15 protein-coding genes are annotated in these 16,823 nt (G+C 69.1%); 7 read left to right on the top strand and 8 right to left on the bottom strand.

Going from position 1 to position 16,823, the window contains the following annotated elements; genetic code table 11:
- Positions 1–73 precede the first annotated feature (73 nt).
- The 3 genes from VG502_RS17815 to VG502_RS17805 are packed head-to-tail and all read left to right on the top strand — an operon-like array spanning position 74 to position 3,496.
- Entirely contained in the window at positions 74–1,096 is a 1,023-nt protein-coding gene (locus VG502_RS17815; RefSeq protein ID WP_325551468.1) for an alcohol dehydrogenase catalytic domain-containing protein, read from the top strand.
- Entirely contained in the window at positions 1,093–2,181 is a 1,089-nt protein-coding gene (locus VG502_RS17810) for a flavin monoamine oxidase family protein (RefSeq protein WP_325551423.1), read from the top strand. The genes VG502_RS17815 and VG502_RS17810 overlap by 4 nt, the downstream gene beginning before the upstream one ends.
- On the top strand, positions 2,174–3,496 hold the full coding sequence (locus VG502_RS17805) for an MFS transporter (protein ID WP_325551422.1): 1,323 nt from the start codon (positions 2,174–2,176) through the stop codon (positions 3,494–3,496). Before VG502_RS17810 ends, VG502_RS17805 begins: the two co-directional genes overlap by 8 nt.
- A gap of 15 nt (positions 3,497–3,511) precedes the next feature.
- Here VG502_RS17805 and VG502_RS17800 read toward each other — a convergent pair whose 3' ends face one another.
- Both VG502_RS17800 and VG502_RS17795 read right to left on the bottom strand, forming a co-directional pair.
- Positions 3,512–4,531 carry an RNA polymerase subunit sigma-70 gene (locus VG502_RS17800; RefSeq protein WP_325551421.1) on the bottom strand — a complete coding sequence of 340 codons (1,020 nt, stop codon included), beginning with the start codon at positions 4,529–4,531 and terminating at the stop codon, positions 3,512–3,514.
- Complete coding sequence (locus VG502_RS17795; RefSeq protein WP_325551420.1) at positions 4,521–5,984, bottom strand: DHA2 family efflux MFS transporter permease subunit; 1,464 nt, start codon at positions 5,982–5,984, stop codon at positions 4,521–4,523. Before VG502_RS17795 ends, VG502_RS17800 begins: the two co-directional genes overlap by 11 nt.
- Positions 5,985–6,078: 94 nt before the next feature.
- Here VG502_RS17795 and VG502_RS17790 point away from each other — a divergent pair, with 94 nt between their 5' ends.
- The 3 genes from VG502_RS17790 (at position 6,079) to VG502_RS17780 (ending at position 8,041) form a co-directional block, all read left to right on the top strand.
- Positions 6,079–6,372, top strand: coding sequence for a hypothetical protein (locus tag VG502_RS17790; RefSeq protein WP_325551419.1), 294 nt, complete (start codon positions 6,079–6,081; stop codon positions 6,370–6,372).
- A gap of 78 nt (positions 6,373–6,450) precedes the next feature.
- Positions 6,451–7,485, top strand: a complete 1,035-nt coding sequence (locus tag VG502_RS17785; RefSeq protein WP_325551418.1) for a hydroxyacid dehydrogenase — start codon at positions 6,451–6,453, stop codon at positions 7,483–7,485.
- A 67-nt stretch (positions 7,486–7,552) separates the two neighbouring features.
- Positions 7,553–8,041: a DUF4395 domain-containing protein gene (locus VG502_RS17780; protein WP_325551417.1), complete on the top strand. Its 489-nt coding sequence runs from the start codon at positions 7,553–7,555 to the stop codon at positions 8,039–8,041.
- A gap of 34 nt (positions 8,042–8,075) precedes the next feature.
- On the opposite strand, the gene VG502_RS17775 is transcribed toward VG502_RS17780, so the two are convergent.
- The 6 genes from VG502_RS17775 to VG502_RS17750 are packed head-to-tail and all read right to left on the bottom strand — an operon-like array spanning position 8,076 to position 15,093.
- A complete protein-coding gene (locus VG502_RS17775) occupies positions 8,076–8,930 on the bottom strand; it encodes a fumarylacetoacetate hydrolase family protein (RefSeq protein WP_325551416.1) in 855 nt (284 codons plus the stop codon).
- Positions 8,931–8,947: 17 nt separating this feature from the next.
- A complete protein-coding gene (gene allB, locus VG502_RS17770; protein WP_325551415.1) occupies positions 8,948–10,405 on the bottom strand; it encodes an allantoinase AllB in 1,458 nt (485 codons plus the stop codon).
- Positions 10,405–11,541, bottom strand: coding sequence for a glycerate kinase (locus VG502_RS17765; protein WP_325551414.1), 1,137 nt, complete (start codon positions 11,539–11,541; stop codon positions 10,405–10,407). Before VG502_RS17765 ends, allB begins: the two co-directional genes overlap by 1 nt.
- 38 nt (positions 11,542–11,579) lie before the next feature.
- Complete coding sequence (gcl, locus tag VG502_RS17760; RefSeq protein WP_325551413.1) at positions 11,580–13,358, bottom strand: glyoxylate carboligase; 1,779 nt, start codon at positions 13,356–13,358, stop codon at positions 11,580–11,582.
- Positions 13,355–14,275, bottom strand: coding sequence for a 2-hydroxy-3-oxopropionate reductase (locus VG502_RS17755; protein ID WP_325551412.1), 921 nt, complete (start codon positions 14,273–14,275; stop codon positions 13,355–13,357). Before VG502_RS17755 ends, gcl begins: the two co-directional genes overlap by 4 nt.
- 38 nt (positions 14,276–14,313) lie before the next feature.
- Positions 14,314–15,093, bottom strand: coding sequence for a hydroxypyruvate isomerase family protein (locus VG502_RS17750; RefSeq protein ID WP_325551411.1), 780 nt, complete (start codon positions 15,091–15,093; stop codon positions 14,314–14,316).
- 258 nt (positions 15,094–15,351) lie between these two features.
- Between VG502_RS17750 and VG502_RS17745 the strand changes: the two genes are divergently transcribed.
- Positions 15,352–16,743, top strand: a complete 1,392-nt coding sequence (locus VG502_RS17745) for an NAD(P)-dependent malic enzyme (RefSeq protein ID WP_325551410.1) — start codon at positions 15,352–15,354, stop codon at positions 16,741–16,743.
- The last annotated feature ends 80 nt before the right edge of the window (positions 16,744–16,823 follow it).

The raw sequence follows: 16,823 nt of genomic DNA, 5'->3' as shown, positions 1-16,823 counted from the left end.
CGCGGCGGTCACGTGCCGTGTCAACTAGGATACAAGTAGCAGGGACCGTGAAGGAGGACAACCAGTGCTCGCCATGGCAGTGACCGCGTCCGGTCGGCGTCCGGAGCGGATCGAGATCGAGCCGAGCAGACCTGCGGTCGGTGAGGTGCGCATCGACGTGGCCGCGTGCGGCGTCTGCTATGCGGATCTCGGCGCAGCCGGGGCGCGTACGTCGTCATACGGCTTCCCGATGACGCCGGGGCACGAGATCGCCGGCACGATCGCCGAACTCGGGGCCGATGTCGTGGGCTGGTCCGTCGGGGACCGCGTCGCGCTCGGATGGTTCGGTGGCAGCTGCGGCCACTGCGGTGTATGCCGTCGCGGTGATGTCGTGCACTGCCCGGAGCGACGGATCCCCGGCGTCTCCTACCCGGGCGGCTGGGCCGAGTCGGTCACCGCGCCCGCCCGGGCGCTGGTCCCGATCCCGGACGCGATGAGCTTCTCCGAGGCCGCGCCGTTCGGTTGCGCCGGGGTCACCGCGTTCAATGCGGTGCGCTCAGCGGGGCTTCGACCAGGTTCGCGCGTTGCCGTCTTCGGCATCGGTGGACTGGGTCATCTGGCGGTCCAGTTCGCAGCCCGCATGGGCTTCGAAACCGTTGCCATTGCTCGTGGTTCGCAGCGCGAGGCGCTGGCGCGATCGCTGGGCGCTCACCACTACCTCGACAGCGAGGTGCAGTCGCCGGGCGAAGCGCTCGCCGCACTCGGTGGCGCTGACCTCATCGTCTACACCGCGTCATCGACGGCGCCGGCCGGCACACTCATCGACGGCCTCGCCGACGGTGGTCATCTCGTGCTCGTCGGAGTGGACGGGGGGACGGTGCAGTTGCCGGTCGGGCGACTCGTCATGTCGGGTCTCACCATCCGCGGTCACCTCACGGGTGGTCCGGCCGACGTCGAACGGGCGATGAACTTCGCCGTCATGAACGACGTACGCCCGGTGCTGGAGACCCGTCCCCTCACGGAAGCTGCGGAGGCACTTGACGACCTGCGGCTCGGGCGCACCCGATTCCGGACGGTGCTGGAGATGCGCGAGGGGTCCGAGGCGGATCCGCGGTGAGTCACGCCGAATGCGATGTCGTCGTCATCGGTGCGGGGATCTCCGGGCTGGCCGCCACCCACCACCTGGTCCGTGACGCACGCCGGCGCGTCCTCTGTGTGGAGGCTCGCGATCGTGTGGGTGGTCGTGCCCTGTCGGTCGACACCGGCAGCGGACCCGCCGACCTCGGGGCGACCTGGTGGTGGGCGAACGAACCCGCCGTGCGGGAGTTGGTCGAGGAGCTTCAGGTGCCGGTCTTCGATCAATACCGCGAGGGCGACGCAGTCGTCGAACTCGTTGACGGCGACGTGCGGCGTATCGACGGAAACCCTTGGGAACCACCGGCATTCCGGTTTCGGGACGGAGCCCAGGACCTGGCACAGCGTATGGCGGACACCCTCCCTGAAGGAGTGCTACGACTGGACTCACCGGTCTCGGCGGTGACGGTGAACGACGGCGGCGCTCTTGTGCGGGTCGCCGCCGGAACCGAGATCGAAACTGCTGCAGTCATTCTCGCTGTGCCACCCGCGCTCGCGGTTTCCACGATCGACGTCAGTCCGCCACTGGACGCATCTCTGGTCGACGTCGCGCGGACGACGGCAGTGTGGATGGGCGACATGGTCAAGGCGGTCGCGACCTACGCGACTCCCTTCTGGCGGTCGGGAGGTATGGCGGGATCGGCGATGAGTCAGCGTGGCCCCTTTCGGGAGTTCCACGACATGAGTGTGCCGGGGCGCGGCGGCGCGATCTTCGCGTTCGCACCAGCGGTCCCGTGCGAGGGCTTGTTGGACGAGGAACTGCGCAGTCGTTTCATCGATCAGGTGGCGCGGTTGTTCGGGCCCGAGGGCGGTCTGCCGCTCAGCGTGCACGTCAAGAACTGGCGCGCCGACCCATGGACTGCGCCCGGTCGTCGTCTCGATGCCGGCGAGGCAACCACCGCGACATACGGCCATCGGGTCTTCCAGCCTGCCGCGCACGGCGGGTCCGGCACCATCCGGTGGGCGTCGACCGAAACTGATACGGCGTTTCCCGGTCACCTGGAGGGGGCGATCCGCGCGGGGATCAGAGCGGCGCGCAGCGTCGCGGAAGGGCGAGCGGATGACTGAGCTCAGCGCCTGCACCGCGGGGCTGGAAACCCCTGAGGTGCAGCGATTGCAGCGCCGGACCCTTCGCACTCTCGCCGTTGCGCAGGTCGTCGGAGCGATCGGAGTCGGCGTCGTGCCATCGGTCGGGGTACTCCTGGCCGAGCAGATGACGGCGAGTGAGGTCTGGGCGGGACTGGCTCGCACCGGGAGCACGGTGGGTGCCGCGGCAGTCGGAATTCCGTTGGCGAACATGGCGATCCGGTATGGACGCCGATGGGCGTTGGGCTGTGGATGGATCGTCGCCGCGGTGGGCTCCGCGCTGCTCGTGCTCGCCGCACAACTGCAGAACCTACCCGCGCTCGTCCTGGGGCTCCTCGTCGCCGGTGCGGGCTCGGGGACTCAGTTGCAAGCCAGGTTCGCGGCCGCCGATCTGGCGGCACCGGCGCACAAGGCGCGTGCGCTGAGCCTGGTGGTCTCGGTGGGTGCGATCGGCGCAGTGCTCGGTCCCAACCTCGGCGCGCCCGGAGCCGCGTTTGCTCGGCGTGTCCATCTGGCCGAACTCGGTGGGGCGTTCGTTTTCGCTGTTGTCGCGTTGCTCATCGCGGGCATCGTGACCATCGTCCGCCTCCGGCCGGACCCGCTCCTGACGGCACTGGAGATCGCGGAGGACGCCGCCGGCCAGGGTGGCGTCGGGGAGACCGTGGCACGCAACAACTCACGGCGCGGTCATGCCTCGTGGGGCGCGGTCATGGAGCTCTGCAGCACGAACCGATCTGCTGCGCTCGCCCTGACAGCCATCGTGACGGCTCAGGTCCTGATGGTGACGGTGATGACGATGGCGCCGGTTCACATGGCCGCCGAAGGTGGATCGCTGACCGTCGTCGGTGTCTCGATCAGTCTGCACGTCCTTGCGATGTACGGCCCGGCGTCGATCTCGGGGATGATCTCGGACCGGTTCGGGGTCCGGGTGGGTATGTGCTTGGGCGTCGCCCTCTTCGCCGGCAGCTTTCTCGCGGCGATCCTGGGCGTCGACAGCATGACGTTCGTGACCATTTCGCTCATCCTCCTGGGGCTCGGCTGGTCGGTGATGAGTGTCGGAGGTGCCGCAAGCCTGTCGAGGGTGGTGGCCGACGATCAGCGAACGCAGATCCAGGGATTCGCGGACATGGCATCCAACATGACGGCTGCAGGCGGCGCGTTCCTCGGTGGTCCGATCATGGCGGTGGTCGGCTACAACGGGCTGGCGATGATCGCAGCCGTCGCGCTCGGGCCGATCTGCCTGCTGCTGTTCGCGCGAGACCAGGGCGGCACGCCGGTGCGGACGACGACGGGATAGGTGGGATATCGCCCGTCATACGACAGCCGGCAGGGTGGCCGGCAGCGAGAAGCTGCCGAAGAGGCGCTCGTCCAGGAACACCGTGACCCGGGCGATCAGACCGTTCTCGATCTCCAGCACATGGATCGCGTGCGGGGCGAACGAGCCGTCCGCGCGCTCGCTGTAGGTCGCCAGCGCGGGGAAACCGTTCGCGGAGGTGCGCAGTGCCCGCGTCCGGTGGCCGAGCACGCGGCGGCGGTGGTGATCCAGCACCGCGTCGCGCCCGACGAACCACACGGGGTGCGGCGGCATCTCGTACTCGACGTCCGCCCGGAGCAGCTCGGCCAGCAACGCGATGTCGGCCGACTCGAAAGCCTGCAGATAACGACCCAGCACGGACTCCTCGACGGCGGTCGCCGTCGTGTGATCCGTCGTGGTGCGATCCGTCGTGCGATCTGTCGTCGTCCGATCCATCGCCGGCCGATTGACGTGGATCGTCTCCCGAGCACGTTGCAGCAGGCTGCGCGCAGCGGTCACCGTGACTCCGAGCAGATCCGCCGCCTCGGCCGGCGCGTACCCCGCGACGTCCACCAGGATCAGCACCGCTCGCTGTCGTGCGGGCAGCAGTTGGAACGCCGCGATGAGGGCCAGACGCGTGCTGTCCCGGGTGACGGCCACGGCGGCCGGGTCGGTCATCGCTGTCGTCAGCGCTGTCGTGGGCGCGGGTTCCAGCCAGGCCACGGAGTCGAGTCGGCGCAGCTCGGCGTGCTCGGAATCGGGAGTCCCCGAGCCGAGGCCCGACGGCAGCATCCGGCGGCTGTTGCCCCCGAGCGCGGTGAGGCAGGCATTGGTGGCGATACGATAGAGCCAGGTCCGCAACGACGACCGCCCGTCGAAACGCGGGTAGCCGCGCCAGGCCCGCAGCAAGGTCTCCTGCACGAGATCCTCGGCGTCGTGCACCGATCCGACCATGCGGTAGCAATGGGCCAGGAGCTCGCGGCGGTAGGGGTCGGCCAGCTCGGCGAAGGCACCGTCCGGCGCGTTGTCAACGGACACCGAGATCCTCCTTCGGGCCGGTCGGCACGGGCGTCGCCGCGACCTCGGGGACGGGGTCCGCATCGGCCCGCCGCGGCCGCGCCGGCACGAAGAGTCCGCTCATCGCACCGAGCCACGCGAGGACCATAGCGCCGACCATCGCCGCTGCGAAGCCATTCGCGAAACCCATTGGCGTGTGGTCATTTCCGTATGCCGCGAAGACCGACGCGAGGAGGGCGATACCCAGCGCACCGCCCACCTGCCGCAGCACGTTGAAGGTGCCGGACGCCTTGCCGATGACGGTGCGCGGGGTCGAGCTCATCACCGCCGTTTGTTGAGCCGGCATCGCCAGGGAGGTTCCGAAGCCGGACACCACGAGACCCGCCGCGGTGGCGCCGTACGAGTCGTGTTGATGAGCGGTGATCGCGATCCAGCCCAGGCCGGCCCCTTGCAACAGGAGACCGGTGAAGATCAGCCAGCGCGCGCCGAACCGATCCTGCAGCCGGCCGGCCAACGGCGCGATGACGAAGAGCAGCACGGTCCATGGCAGGAACCGCACACCCGCCCCGAGCGGCGAATATCCCATCGCCACCTGCAGATACTGGGCGAGGAAGAAGACAGTGCCGAAGAGTGACGCGGTCAGCAACAGGGCCGACACGTTGGCGGCGGCGAACTCGGGGATCGCGAAGACTCGCACCGGGAGCATCGGCTCGGCCCTGCGCAGCTCCCACCCGACGAACGCCACCAGCAGCCCACCTCCACCGATCAGAGTGCCGAGCACCTCCGCGCTGGACCACCCGGCGGGCCCGGACCGCACCAGCGCCCAGACGATGGCACACATCGACGACGCGGACAGCAGCAGGCCGATCGGGTCGGGACGCGCGGGAGTGCCCTTCGTCTCGGTGAGCTTAGCCGCCGCGAGCGGCAGGACGAGCGCGACGACGGGCAGGTTGATCCAGAAGATCCACTGCCACGCGATGCCTTGCGCGACAGCCCCGCCGACCACCGGCCCCCCGACGACCGCGAGGCCCATCACCGCGGCATACAGACCCATCACCGTGCCTCTCTTCGCGGCCGGTGCCGCGCTGGTCAGCAGGGTCAGCGCCGCCGGCGAGATCAGCGCCGCACCCACGCCCTGTATGACGCGTGCCGTGATCAGCAGGCCCACGCCGGGGGCCAGCGCGCATGACGCGGAGGCAACTGCGAAGACGATGAGTCCCAGGAGGTACGTGCGCTTGTGGCCGATGCGGTCGCCGATGTCCGCGGCCGGCAGGAGCAGCGCCGCGAAACTGAGGCTGAACGCGTTGACGGTCCATTCCAGCGCACTCATCGACGCGTCCAGGTCAGCGCGGATCCGCTGCAACGCCGTTGCCACGACGAGTTGGTCCAGGGCGACGATCAGCGCAGCGGCCGCGGTGAGCAGCAGCACCCAGCCGAGGGACGCGCGTTGCTTCGTCGATCCGGTGTTCTCCATGAGAAGTCCTCCACGAGTTCGGTTACTGGTGTTGACTTATCGTCCGGTCGGGATTCACCGGTGAAACCGTGGCCGACCTCGGGTCTGCCCTCGTATGACTACTTTTCGCGTTGTCCGATACACCACCCGTCCGGCCGAGACGGCGAAGAACGAGGACCTCGTGCGCGCCGTGTATGACGAGCTCGCCGAGCGTGCACCGGAGGGATTCCGCTACGCCACTCTGCGACTGGGCGACAACACCTTCGTGCACCTGGCGGTCGCCGATGGCGAGTCGCCGCTGCCGCAGTTGAGCGCGTTCCGGGCATTCCAGGCCGATCTCGCGAGCCGGATCGAGGGCCCGCCCGAACGCGACGAGGCGGCGGTTGTCGGCAACTACCGACTGCTGTGACGATCGGGCGTACGGGATACTGGAAGCCGCGACGCGCGCATCGGCCCTGAGAAGCGCCGTCGCAGTGGAAGGGGACTGATGCACGCGGAGAGCGCGACGCGACCGGTGGTCTGTTTCGCGATGTCGGACGAGGCTTTCCGGACTGCGTTCGACGGGGCGACGCTGGACCGGCTCGACGGGTTCGCCACCGTGCTCCGCGACGACACCGGTGCGCCGCTGCTGGTCCGGGATTTCGGCGATACAGACCCCGACGTGCTGCGCGGCGTGGACACGTTGCTCACCGGCTGGGGTTCGCCATACCTCGACGCGGCGACCTTGGGGCGTTTCGACCAGTTGCGCGCCGTCGTCCACGCGGCCGGATCCGTCAAGGGCATTGTCGACCCGTGCGTCTGGGATGCCGGTGTCGTCGTGTCCACCGCGGCAGAGAGCAACGCGGTGCCGGTGGCCGAATTCACCCTGGCGACAGTCGTTCTCGCAGCCAAGAGGTTCTCCCGGCACGTCGCGGCATACCGGGCGACGGGGGACAAGCGCGGGTTCGACGAGAGCCGGTTGCAGCACGGCAGCAACGGCATCACGGTGGGCGTTGTCGGCGCGTCACGGATCGGTCGCCGCGTGATCGACCTGCTGCACGTGCTCGACGTGTCGGTGCTGGTGAGCGACCCGTTCCTCGATGCCGGTGAGGCGCAGTCGCGGGGCGCACAGTTGGTCGAGTTGCCCGACCTGCTGCGGCGCAGCGACATCGTGACCCTGCACGCCCCGGCGATCCCGGCGACGCGGCACCTGATCGACGACCGCGCGCTGGCACTGATGCGGGACGGTGCGGTGCTCATCAACACGGCGCGGGGGAGTCTGGTGGACACGCCCGCGCTCGAACGCCATGTCGTGTCCGGACGCCTCGACGCCTACCTGGACGTGACCGAGCCGGAGCCGCTGCCGGCGGACAGCCCGTTGTTCGCGTTGCCGAACGTCGTGCTGACGCCACACATCGCGGGGTCGATGGGCAACGAGGTGCTGCGCCTGGGGCAGGTCGCGGTCGACGAGGTCGAGCGTCTCGCGCAGGGACAGCCGCTGCGATTCCCGGTGCGCGCGAGCGAGTTGACCCACATCGCGTGACATGGTGCACCTGCTCACCAAGTGACACGAAGTTAACCAAAACAGAATATTTCGTTATGGTTGGCGCGTGGCAGAGATTTTCGGCTTTCCGAACCCGGTGAACGAGAAGGCCGCCCGGTCGGTCGCAGCGGGCGTCGTCGTTCTGAGCGTTGTCGGCGCGATCACCGGGTGGTGGGTCGTGCTGCTGGTGCTCGCCTACGGTTTCGCGGCACGCGTTGCCAGCGGTCCCAGGCTCAGCCCGCTCGGCCAGCTCGCGACGAGGGTCATCGCCCCACGGCTGGGCACCGCCAAGCTCGTGCCCGGACCACCCAAACGGTTCGCGCAGGCCATCGGCCTCGCCTTCTCCGGCGGCGCACTTGTCTTCAATCTGATCGGCCTGCAGGCGATTTCAACCGTGCTGCTGATCGTTCTGGCCGTCTTCGCGACATTGGAGAGCGTGCTGGGCTTCTGTGCGGGCTGTTTCGTCTTCGCCCAGCTCATGCGGCTGGGCATCATCCCCGAGGACACCTGCGCGGCCTGCGCCGACATCAGTCTGCGCGGGAAGGTGAGCGCCTGACGGAGCAGGCCGGCGCCTGACGGCGCCGCTGCGTTCAAGCCTGCCGGAAGACCTGCCGCATCCGGCCCAGCCCGGTGATCTCGGCTTCGACCAGGTCACCGTCCCGCAGATAGGGCTTCGGGTCCGCGTGGCCCATGGCCACCCCGCCCGGCGTACCGGTGTTGATGACGTCGCCCGGGTGCAACACCATGAACTGACTGAGATGCCACACCACCTGGTGCACGTCGAAGATCAACTGGTCGGTGCTGCTGACCTGACGGTCGGATCCGTTGACCTGCAACCGGATCGGAGCGTTCGACGGGTCGAACTCGTCGGGCGTGACGAGCCAGGGCCCGAGCGGATTGAAGCCCTCGCAGCTCTTGCCCTTGTCCCACTGGCCGCCGCCGCGCTCGAGCTGGAACTCGCGTTCCGACACGTCGTGCGAGAGGGCGTAGCCGGCGATGTGGGCGGCCGACTGCTCCGGTGAATCGAGATAGCGCGCGGTGCGTCCGACGACCACCGCGAGCTCGACCTCGTAGTCGGTCCTGGTGCTACCCCGTGGGATCGGCACGTCGTCGTGCGGACCCACGACACACGAGGGGTCCTTCATGAAGACGATGGGCTCGGTGGGGATCGACGCGCCCGTCTCCGCGGCATGGTCCCGGTAGTTCAGGCCGATGCAGACGACCTTCCCCGGTCGGGCGACCGGTGACCCGATCCGCACCCCGGTCGGGTCCAGCACCGGCAGGTCGCCGCTCGTGACGGCATCGACGACCGTCGTGAGGGTGTCGTCGTTCAACGTGCGGTGGTCGTAGTCCGGCACCACGGAGGAGACGTCGACGACGGAACCATCCGCCGCGAAGGCGGCCGGGCGCTCGGCGCCGGCATCACCGACACGGAGTAGTCGCATGGGTGTCCTGTCTCTCGTCAGTCGGTGCCGCGCACGAGCAGCCGGCCGGCGGGCTTGTCGCCGTCGACGGCCGCGCCGCGCACGAACGTATGCCGCACGACCCCGGTGAGCGTCTTGCCGTCATACGCGGAGACGGGGTTCTTGTGCTGCAGTTTCCCGGCGTCGACGACGAACTCCTCGTCGGGCGCGAGGATCGCAAGGTCGGCGTCATACCCGACAGCGAGCTTTCCCTTGTGGCGCAAGCCGATTCGCTCGGCCGGTCGCGAGGTCATCCACTCGGAGACCGACGCCAGCGAGATGCCTCGGCGGCGTGCCTCGGTCCACACCGCAGGCAGGGCCAGTTGCACCGACGCGATGCCGCCCCATGCCGTGCCGAAGTCGCCGTGCTCGAGGTCCTTCAGCTCGACGGTCGACGGGGAGTGGTCGGAGGCGATGTAGTCGATCGTGCCGTCCGCCAGTGCGTCCCACAGCAGCTCGCGGTTGGCGCCCTCGCGGATCGGCGGGCAGCACTTGTATGCCGTGCCACCGCCGGGCACGTCCTCGGCGGAGAGCGTCAGGTAGTGCGGGCAGGTTTCGGCGGTGATGTCGACACCGCTCTGCTTGGCCGCGCGCAGGGCGGGCAGCGCGTCCGACGACGACAGGTGCAGGATGTGCGCGCGGGCACCGGTCTGCCGGGCGGCCTCGATGACCTGGGCGATGGCCAGGCTCTCGGCATCGCGCGGGCGGGAGTTCAGGAAGTCGGCGTACCGGGTGCCGTGGGGCGGTGTCGCGCCACCGATGGTCGCGGCGTCCTCTGCGTGGACGATCATCAACCCGTCGAACTCGGCGATCGTCGTCAGGTAGTCCTGCAGCGCATCCGGCGTCAGGGGCGGGAACTCGTCGACTCCCGAGTCGAGCAGGAAGCACTTGAAGCCGAACACACCCTCGTCGTGCAGCCCGCGCAGCTCGTCGCGGTTGCCCGGCACGGCACCACCCCAGAAGCCGACGTCGACGGAGACCTGGCCCGAGGCGACCATGCGCTTGTAGTCCAGCGCCGGCACCGTCACCGTTGACGGGATCGAGTTGAGCGGCATGTCGATGATCGTCGTGACACCGCCCGCCGCGGCGGCCCGGGTCGCGGTCGCGAAACCTTCCCACTCGGTGCGCCCGGGTTCGTTGACGTGCACGTGGGCGTCGACGACGCCGGCCATGAGCACCTCATCGGCGCCCAGGTCGACGACGGTGGGCGCCTGCAGGCCCGTGCCGAGTGGCTCGATCGCGGCGATGCGGCCGCCGGCGATGGCGACCTCACGGGGAGACTCCTGGCCGTCGACCAGCACCCGGGCGCCACGGATGACGAGGTCTATGCCGCCCGCGCTGTGGGCGGACTCAGCCTCGGTCGAACGTGGATCACCGTGCGCAGCAACGAAATCGGCGATCTGTTGCCGAACGACATCCGGTCGGTTGACGGGTGCCAGCAGGTCGGACTCGGTCATCAGCTCTCCTTGGTTGCGATCCAGCGACCGATCTGTTCACCGGTCTGTGTCAACAGTTCGGCCGCATTCGTGATGCTGCGTGCCACGTCCGACTCCAGGTCGGCCAGTGTCCACACGGCATCGAAACCGCCCGCTGTTGCTTGCTTCTCATCCAGTGTGCTCACACCACAGACGGCCGTCACCCGGGGTACCCCGGCCGCGCGTGCGATGCGGGCGACGCCGACCGGCGTCTTGCCTGCCAGGCTCTGCTGATCGAGGCTGCCCTCACCGGTGATGACCAGGTCGGCTCCGCGTACGCGGTCGGCGAGGCCGACCAGGTCGGCGACCAGCTCCAGCCCGGTCTGCGGCGTCGCGCCGAGCACGGCGAGCGCGGCGAAGCCGACGCCACCCGCCGCACCGGCGCCGGGCGCGGCTGCCGCCGCATCGATCGTCGGTCCGACGGTCGTGGCCAGCACCCGAGCGAAGTGGGCCAGCGCGTCATTGAGCTGCCCCACCTCGTCCGGGCTCGCGCCCTTCTGCGGGCCGAAGATCGCGGCAGCGCCGTTCTCGCCCAGCAGTGGGTTGTCGACGTCGAGTGCCACGACGAATTCGGTGTGGCGGACGCGCGGGTCCAGGCCCGTCAGATCGACCTCGGCGAGGTCGGCGAGAGCAGCGCCGCCGTCCGCCAGCGGGCGACCACCGGCGTCGAGCAGCCGTATGCCGAGCGCGGCGAGCAGCCCGGCCCCGCCGTCGGTGCAGGCGCTGCCGCCGACTCCGAGGACGATCCGGGTGCACCCCGCGTCGAGCGCCGCGGCCACGAGCTCGCCGGTTCCTCGGCTCGTCGCGGTGAGCGGTGCGAGGGAATCCGGTGGGAGCAGGGCCAGCCCGGACGCGGTCGCCAACTCGACGACGGCGGTGTCGCCCCGCACGGCGAGGACCGCCTCGACCTGCTCACCGACCGGACCGGTCACCGAGTGCCGCGAAGCGGTGTAGCCGGCCCGCAACGCCGCCTCGACGGTGCCGTCCCCGCCGTCGGCCATCGGCACCAGGTCGACGTCGGCAGCGACGACCCGGGCGATGCCGGCGGCGAGGGCTTCGCCCACGGCGTCTGCGGGCAGGGATCCCTTGAACTTGTCCGGCGCGATGACCACTCGCACGCTGTGCTCCGATCGTCTGCGGGGACCGGCCGTCGGTGTCAACCGATCGGCAGGATGGCGGTGGGTGCGTCGCTGGCCGACGAGGCGACCTCCTCGAACTCGGTGACCGAGTCGATGCCGGCGGCACCCATGGAGATGTTAGTGACCCGCTCCATGATGACCTCGACGACGACGGGCACCCGCAGTTCCTCGGCCATCGCGCTGGCCTTGCGCAGCGCCGGCTCGAGGTCGTCCGGGTTGTGCACGCGAATCTCCTTGCACCCCAGGCCTTCCACGACCTTGAGATGGTCCACGCCATACCCCTCGACCTCCGGGGAATTGATGTTCTCGAAGGCGAGCGACACGTAGTAGTCCATGTCGAAGGCGCGCTGCGACTGGCGGATCAACCCCAGGTAGGAGTTGTTCACCAGCACGTGCACATAGGGGATGTTGTGCTGTGCGCCGACGGCCAGCTCCTCGATGAGGAACTGGAAGTCGTAGTCACCGGAGAGCGCAACGACCTGTTGGTCCGGCTTCGCGGTGGCCACTCCGAGCGCGGCGGGCAGGGTCCAGCCGAGCGGACCGGCTTGGCCGCAGTTGATCCAGCGACGCGGACCGAAGACGTGCAGCAACTGCGCTCCGGCGATCTGCGACAGGCCGATCGTGGAGACGTAGGTGGTCTCGCGGCCGAACGCGGCGTTCATCGCCTCGTAGACCCGCTGGGGCTTGATCGGGACGTCGTCGAAGTGCGTCTTGCGCTGCAACGTCGCCTTGCGCTGCTGACAGTCCTTCGCCCACACCGCGTTGTCCGGCAGGGGCCCGTCGCCCTTGCGCCGGTGCGCCTCGGCCAGGAATGCGTCCAGGAAGGCACCGGCATCGGACACGACGCCGTAGTCGGGTGCGAAGACACGGCCGATCTGGGTCGGCTCGATGTCGACGTGGACGAACGTGCGCCCCTGGCGGTAGACGTCGAGCGCTCCCGTATGACGGTTGGCCCACCGGTTGCCGACGCCGAGCACGAAGTCGGAGGCCAGCAGCGTCTCGTTGCCGTAACGGTGCGCCGTCTGCAGACCGACCATGCCCGCGTGCAGCGGGTGGTCGTCCGGGATTGCGCCCCAGCCCATCAGGGTGGGAATGACTGGTATGCCGAGCAATTCGGCGACTTCGACCAGCTTGTCCGACGCGTCGGCGTTGATGATGCCGCCGCCGGCGATCAGCACCGGACGCTCGGACGCCAGCAGCAGGTCGAAGACCTTCGCGACCTGTGCCTGGGTCGCCGCCGGCCGGGTGACGGCGAGGGGCTCGTAGGTGTCGATGTCGAAGTCGATCTCCGCCTGCTGCACGTCCAGCGGCAGGTCGATCAGCACCGGTCCGGGCCGACCCTCGCGCATCAGCCAGAAGGCCTTGGCGAACGTGCCGGGCACTTGGGCGGCTTCCTTGACGGTGACCGCCCACTTGGTGACCGGTGCCGCGATCGACGCGATGTCGACGGCCTGGAAGTCCTCCTTGTCCAGCTTGGCGAGCGGTGCCTGACCGGTGATCGCCAGGATCGGCGTCGAGTCGGCGCCGGCGGAGTAGAGGCCGGTGATCATGTCGGTGCCGGCCGGACCCGAGGTGCCCAGGCAGACGCCGATGTTCCCGGGTGCCGCGCGGGTGTAGCCCTCGGCCATGTGCGACGCGGCCTCGACGTGCCGGGCGAGCACATGCTGCATGCCGCCGTGGCGGCGCATCGCGGCATACAACGGGTTGATGGCGGCGCCGGGCAAGCCGAAAGTTTGTGTGGCGCCTTCCTTTTCGAGGATCAGGACAGCTGCGTCAACAGCCTGCATGCGGGTCATCGTGCATCGCCTTCGTTCTTGCTGCTGCGTCCGGACAGCTGCTCCACGAGGAGCAGCAAAGCCGAGTGGTCGAGGCCGCCGTGGCCGAGGTTGCGCAGGTCCTGCACGAGCTGCGCGGTCTGGCTGCCGAGCGGGATGGCGACACCGGCGGCGCGGGCCGAGTCCAGCACGATGCCCATGTCCTTGTGGTGCAGGTCGATGCGGAAGCCGGGCTGGAACTCGCGCTTGATCATCGACGCGGCCTTGCGGTCCAGGATCCGGTTGCCGGCGAGCCCGCCGGCCAGGACCTCGACGGCGGCGGTCGTGTCGACGTCATACGCCTCCAGGAAGACCAGGGCCTCGGCGACGAGCTCGATGGTGCCGGCGACGATCAGCTGGTTGGCGGCCTTGACCGTCTGACCCGAGCCGCTCGGGCCGACGTGGACCACGGTCTTGCCGACGGTCTCCAGGACCGGACGCACGGTCTCCAGGTCGGCGGCCTCACCGCCGACCATGATCGACAGGGTGCCCTCGATGGCGCCTGCCTCACCGCCGGACACCGGCCCGTCGAGCGGCTTCAGGCCGGCGGCCTTCGCCTCCTCGGCGACGTCACGGGCGACGTCCGGGCGGATCGTCGAGCAGTCGACCCAGATCGCGCCCGCCTTGGCGGAGCCGATCAGGCCGGGCTCGTCCTCGGTGCCACGGGCGACCGCGACGACGTCGGGGGAGTCGGGCACCATCGTGATGATGACGTCGGCCTCGTGGACCGCCTCGGCGATTGACGAGGCGCCCTTGCCGCCGGCGGCGACCAGCGTGTCGATCGGCTCCTGGCTGCGGTTGTAGCCGGTGACCTGGTAGCCGGCCTTGACGAGGTTGGCGGCCATGGGCGCGCCCATGATGCCGAGGCCGATGACGGCGACTGAAGTGGTGTTACTCATGACTGGCTCCTTGGAAAACGTATGACGGTCAGGGGGATTCAGGCCTGGACCCAGGCGAACGGATCACCTTCGCCGGCGATGTACTCCAGGCCGATCGGCCCGTCATACCCGCCGTCCTGGGCCGCCTTGATCCACGTGTCGAGGGGGAGGTCGCCGGTGCCGGGCGCGCCACGACCGGGCGCGTCGGCGATCTGGATGTGCCCGAAGTCCTGGGCATGCTCGGCGATGACGGCGGCGACGTCGTCGCCGTTCACCGCTAGGTGGTAGAAGTCGGCCAGCAACCGGATGTTGCCGGCGCCGACGGAGTCGATGACGGCGAGTGCGTCGGCGGCCTTCTTGAGGGGATAGGCCTCGGCACCCGAGACGGGCTCCAGCAGGACGGTGCCGCCGATCGCGTCCACTGCCTTGGCCGCGTAGCTCAGATTGGCGCGCGCTGCCTCGGCCTCCGCCTCCTCGTCGATCCCGTCGGCGTGCAGCCCGTAGAGGGCGTTGAAGTGCTTGCACCCGAGGCGTTCGCCGATCTCGACCACGAGGTCGACGTTGGCGCGGAACTCGTCCTGGCGGGCCGGGTTGTTCACGATCCCGCGTTCACCGGCGGGCATGTCGCCTGCGAAGAAGTTCAGGCCGGTCAGCTGCACACCGGCGTCCTCGATGGCGGCGACGAACGCGTCGACCTGGTCGGCGGAGGGCGTCGCGGTCTGCGGCCAGGGCCACCAGAACTCCACCGCGTCGAAGCCTGCCGCCCTGGCAGCGGCGGGCCGCTCGAGCAGCGGTCGGTCGGTCAGCAGGATCGAGGCGTTCACGGTGTGTCGGGTCATGCCGGATGTCCTTCGTTAAATTCCACAATACGGAAACTAAATATTGAATGATGGAAGTGTGCCAAGATGAACCCGTTCCGTCAAGGGTGCTGTCCCGCATTGCCGTCGCATCCCCGCCCGGCATCGCGCATGCGGCATACTGCGACGAAATCCCGGCGGCAGCCGCCGTCGTACCGTGACGGCCCGCGCCGTAGCGGTGCCATTGTTCGATTCCCTGTTTGATTCCCTGTTGGTTCCCCACCAGATCGGAGAGGTTTGATGACCCACACGAGCCCCGGATACTCGGTCACGTTGCGCGTCGGACTCACGCCCGGACAGCGCACGGCCAGTGACCTCGCGTCGGCGGTTGCCAGCGCTGGGGCGTCGGTGACCGCACTGGACGTCACCGAGTCCACTCCCGAGGGTCTGGTCGTCGATGTCACGTGCGACACGGCCGACGAGAACCACGCCGAGCGCATCCGTGAATCCCTCACAACCGCAGGCGGATACGACGTTCGCAAGGTCAGCGACCGCACCTTCCTGATGCACTTGGGCGGCAAGCTCTCCGTCGAGCCCAAGGTGGAGCTGCGGACCCGCGACGACCTGTCCCGCGCCTACACGCCGGGCGTCGCCCGCGTGTGCCTCGCCATCGCGGCCAACAAGGAGGACGCGCGGCGACTGACCGTGAAGCGCAACACCGTCGCCGTCGTCACCGACGGCACCGCCGTGCTCGGGCTGGGCGACATCGGTCCGGAGGCCGCGCTGCCGGTGATGGAGGGCAAGGCGGCGCTCTTCAAGCAGTTCGCGAACGTCGACGCCTGGCCGGTCTGCCTGGACACCACGGACACCGAGGAGATCATCTCGATCGTCAAGGCGCTCGCGCCGGTGTATGGCGGGGTCAACCTCGAGGACATCGCGGCACCGCGTTGTTTCGAGATCGAGCGCCGGTTGCGGGAGGAGCTGGACATCCCGGTCTTCCACGACGACCAGCACGGCACGGCCATCGTGGTCCTTGCCGCGCTCATCAACGCGCTGCGGGTCGTGGACAAGAAGATCGAGGATGTCCGCATCGTCGTCTCCGGTGTCGGCGCGGCCGGCCACGCGATCATCCAGTTGCTGGGTGCGCAGGGCGCCTCCGACATCGTGGCCTGCAGTCGCTCGGGTGCGATCCACCGCGGTGGGAGCTACCAGGACGAGCACCGCATCTGGATCGCCGAGAACACCAACCCGCGTGAGGTGACCGGGTCGCTCGCCGACGCGCTGGTCGACGCCGACGTCTTCATCGGCGTCTCCGGCCCGAACATCCTGGGCGAGCAGGATGTCGCTCGGATGGCGGACGACTCGATCGTCTTCGCGCTGGCCAACCCGGACCCGGAGATCCCGGCCGCCGAAGCAGCCAAGCACGCAGCTGTCGTCGCGACCGGCCGCAGTGACTTCCCCAACCAGATCAACAACGTGCTGGCATTCCCGGGTCTCTTCCGTGGCCTGCTCGATGCGTCCGCGCACAAGATCAGCACCGAGTTGCTGGTGGCCGCGGCGCGGGCGATCGCCGACTCGGTGAGCGCGAGCGAGCTCAACGCCAGCTACATCGTCCCGAGCGTCTTCGACGCCGATGTCGCACCTGCAGTCGCGGAGGCAGTGCGACGGACGGTCGAGTCCCAGCGCCGCTGAGCCGGTCCGCACGCGAAACAGGGCGAATCTCCTTGAGATTCGCCCTGTTTCGGCGTTGTGAGGTGCTGATCGGGTATGCC

This window comes from Flexivirga sp. (assembly GCF_035551235.1).
Taxonomy (GTDB): Bacteria; Actinomycetota; Actinomycetes; order Actinomycetales; family Dermatophilaceae; genus Flexivirga.
This window is presented reverse-complemented; position numbering and strand designations above follow the sequence as displayed.

Excerpts from the sequence above, each read along its gene's own strand:
- VG502_RS17815 (WP_325551468.1), top strand. The coding sequence starts at position 74 with ATGGCAGTGACCGCGTCCGGTCGGCGTCCGGAGCGGATCGAGATCGAG.
- VG502_RS17755 (WP_325551412.1), bottom strand. The coding sequence starts at position 14,275 with ATGAGTAACACCACTTCAGTCGCCGTCATCGGCCTCGGCATCATGGGC.
- VG502_RS17775 (WP_325551416.1), bottom strand. The coding sequence starts at position 8,930 with ATGCGACTACTCCGTGTCGGTGATGCCGGCGCCGAGCGCCCGGCCGCC.
- allB (WP_325551415.1), bottom strand. The coding sequence starts at position 10,405 with ATGACCGAGTCCGACCTGCTGGCACCCGTCAACCGACCGGATGTCGTT.
- VG502_RS17785 (WP_325551418.1), top strand. The coding sequence starts at position 6,451 with ATGCACGCGGAGAGCGCGACGCGACCGGTGGTCTGTTTCGCGATGTCG.
- VG502_RS17795 (WP_325551420.1), bottom strand. The coding sequence starts at position 5,984 with ATGGAGAACACCGGATCGACGAAGCAACGCGCGTCCCTCGGCTGGGTG.
- VG502_RS17790 (WP_325551419.1), top strand. The coding sequence starts at position 6,079 with ATGACTACTTTTCGCGTTGTCCGATACACCACCCGTCCGGCCGAGACG.
- VG502_RS17805 (WP_325551422.1), top strand. The coding sequence starts at position 2,174 with ATGACTGAGCTCAGCGCCTGCACCGCGGGGCTGGAAACCCCTGAGGTG.
- VG502_RS17745 (WP_325551410.1), top strand. The coding sequence starts at position 15,352 with ATGACCCACACGAGCCCCGGATACTCGGTCACGTTGCGCGTCGGACTC.
- gcl (WP_325551413.1), bottom strand. The coding sequence starts at position 13,358 with ATGACCCGCATGCAGGCTGTTGACGCAGCTGTCCTGATCCTCGAAAAG.
- VG502_RS17750 (WP_325551411.1), bottom strand. The coding sequence starts at position 15,093 with ATGACCCGACACACCGTGAACGCCTCGATCCTGCTGACCGACCGACCG.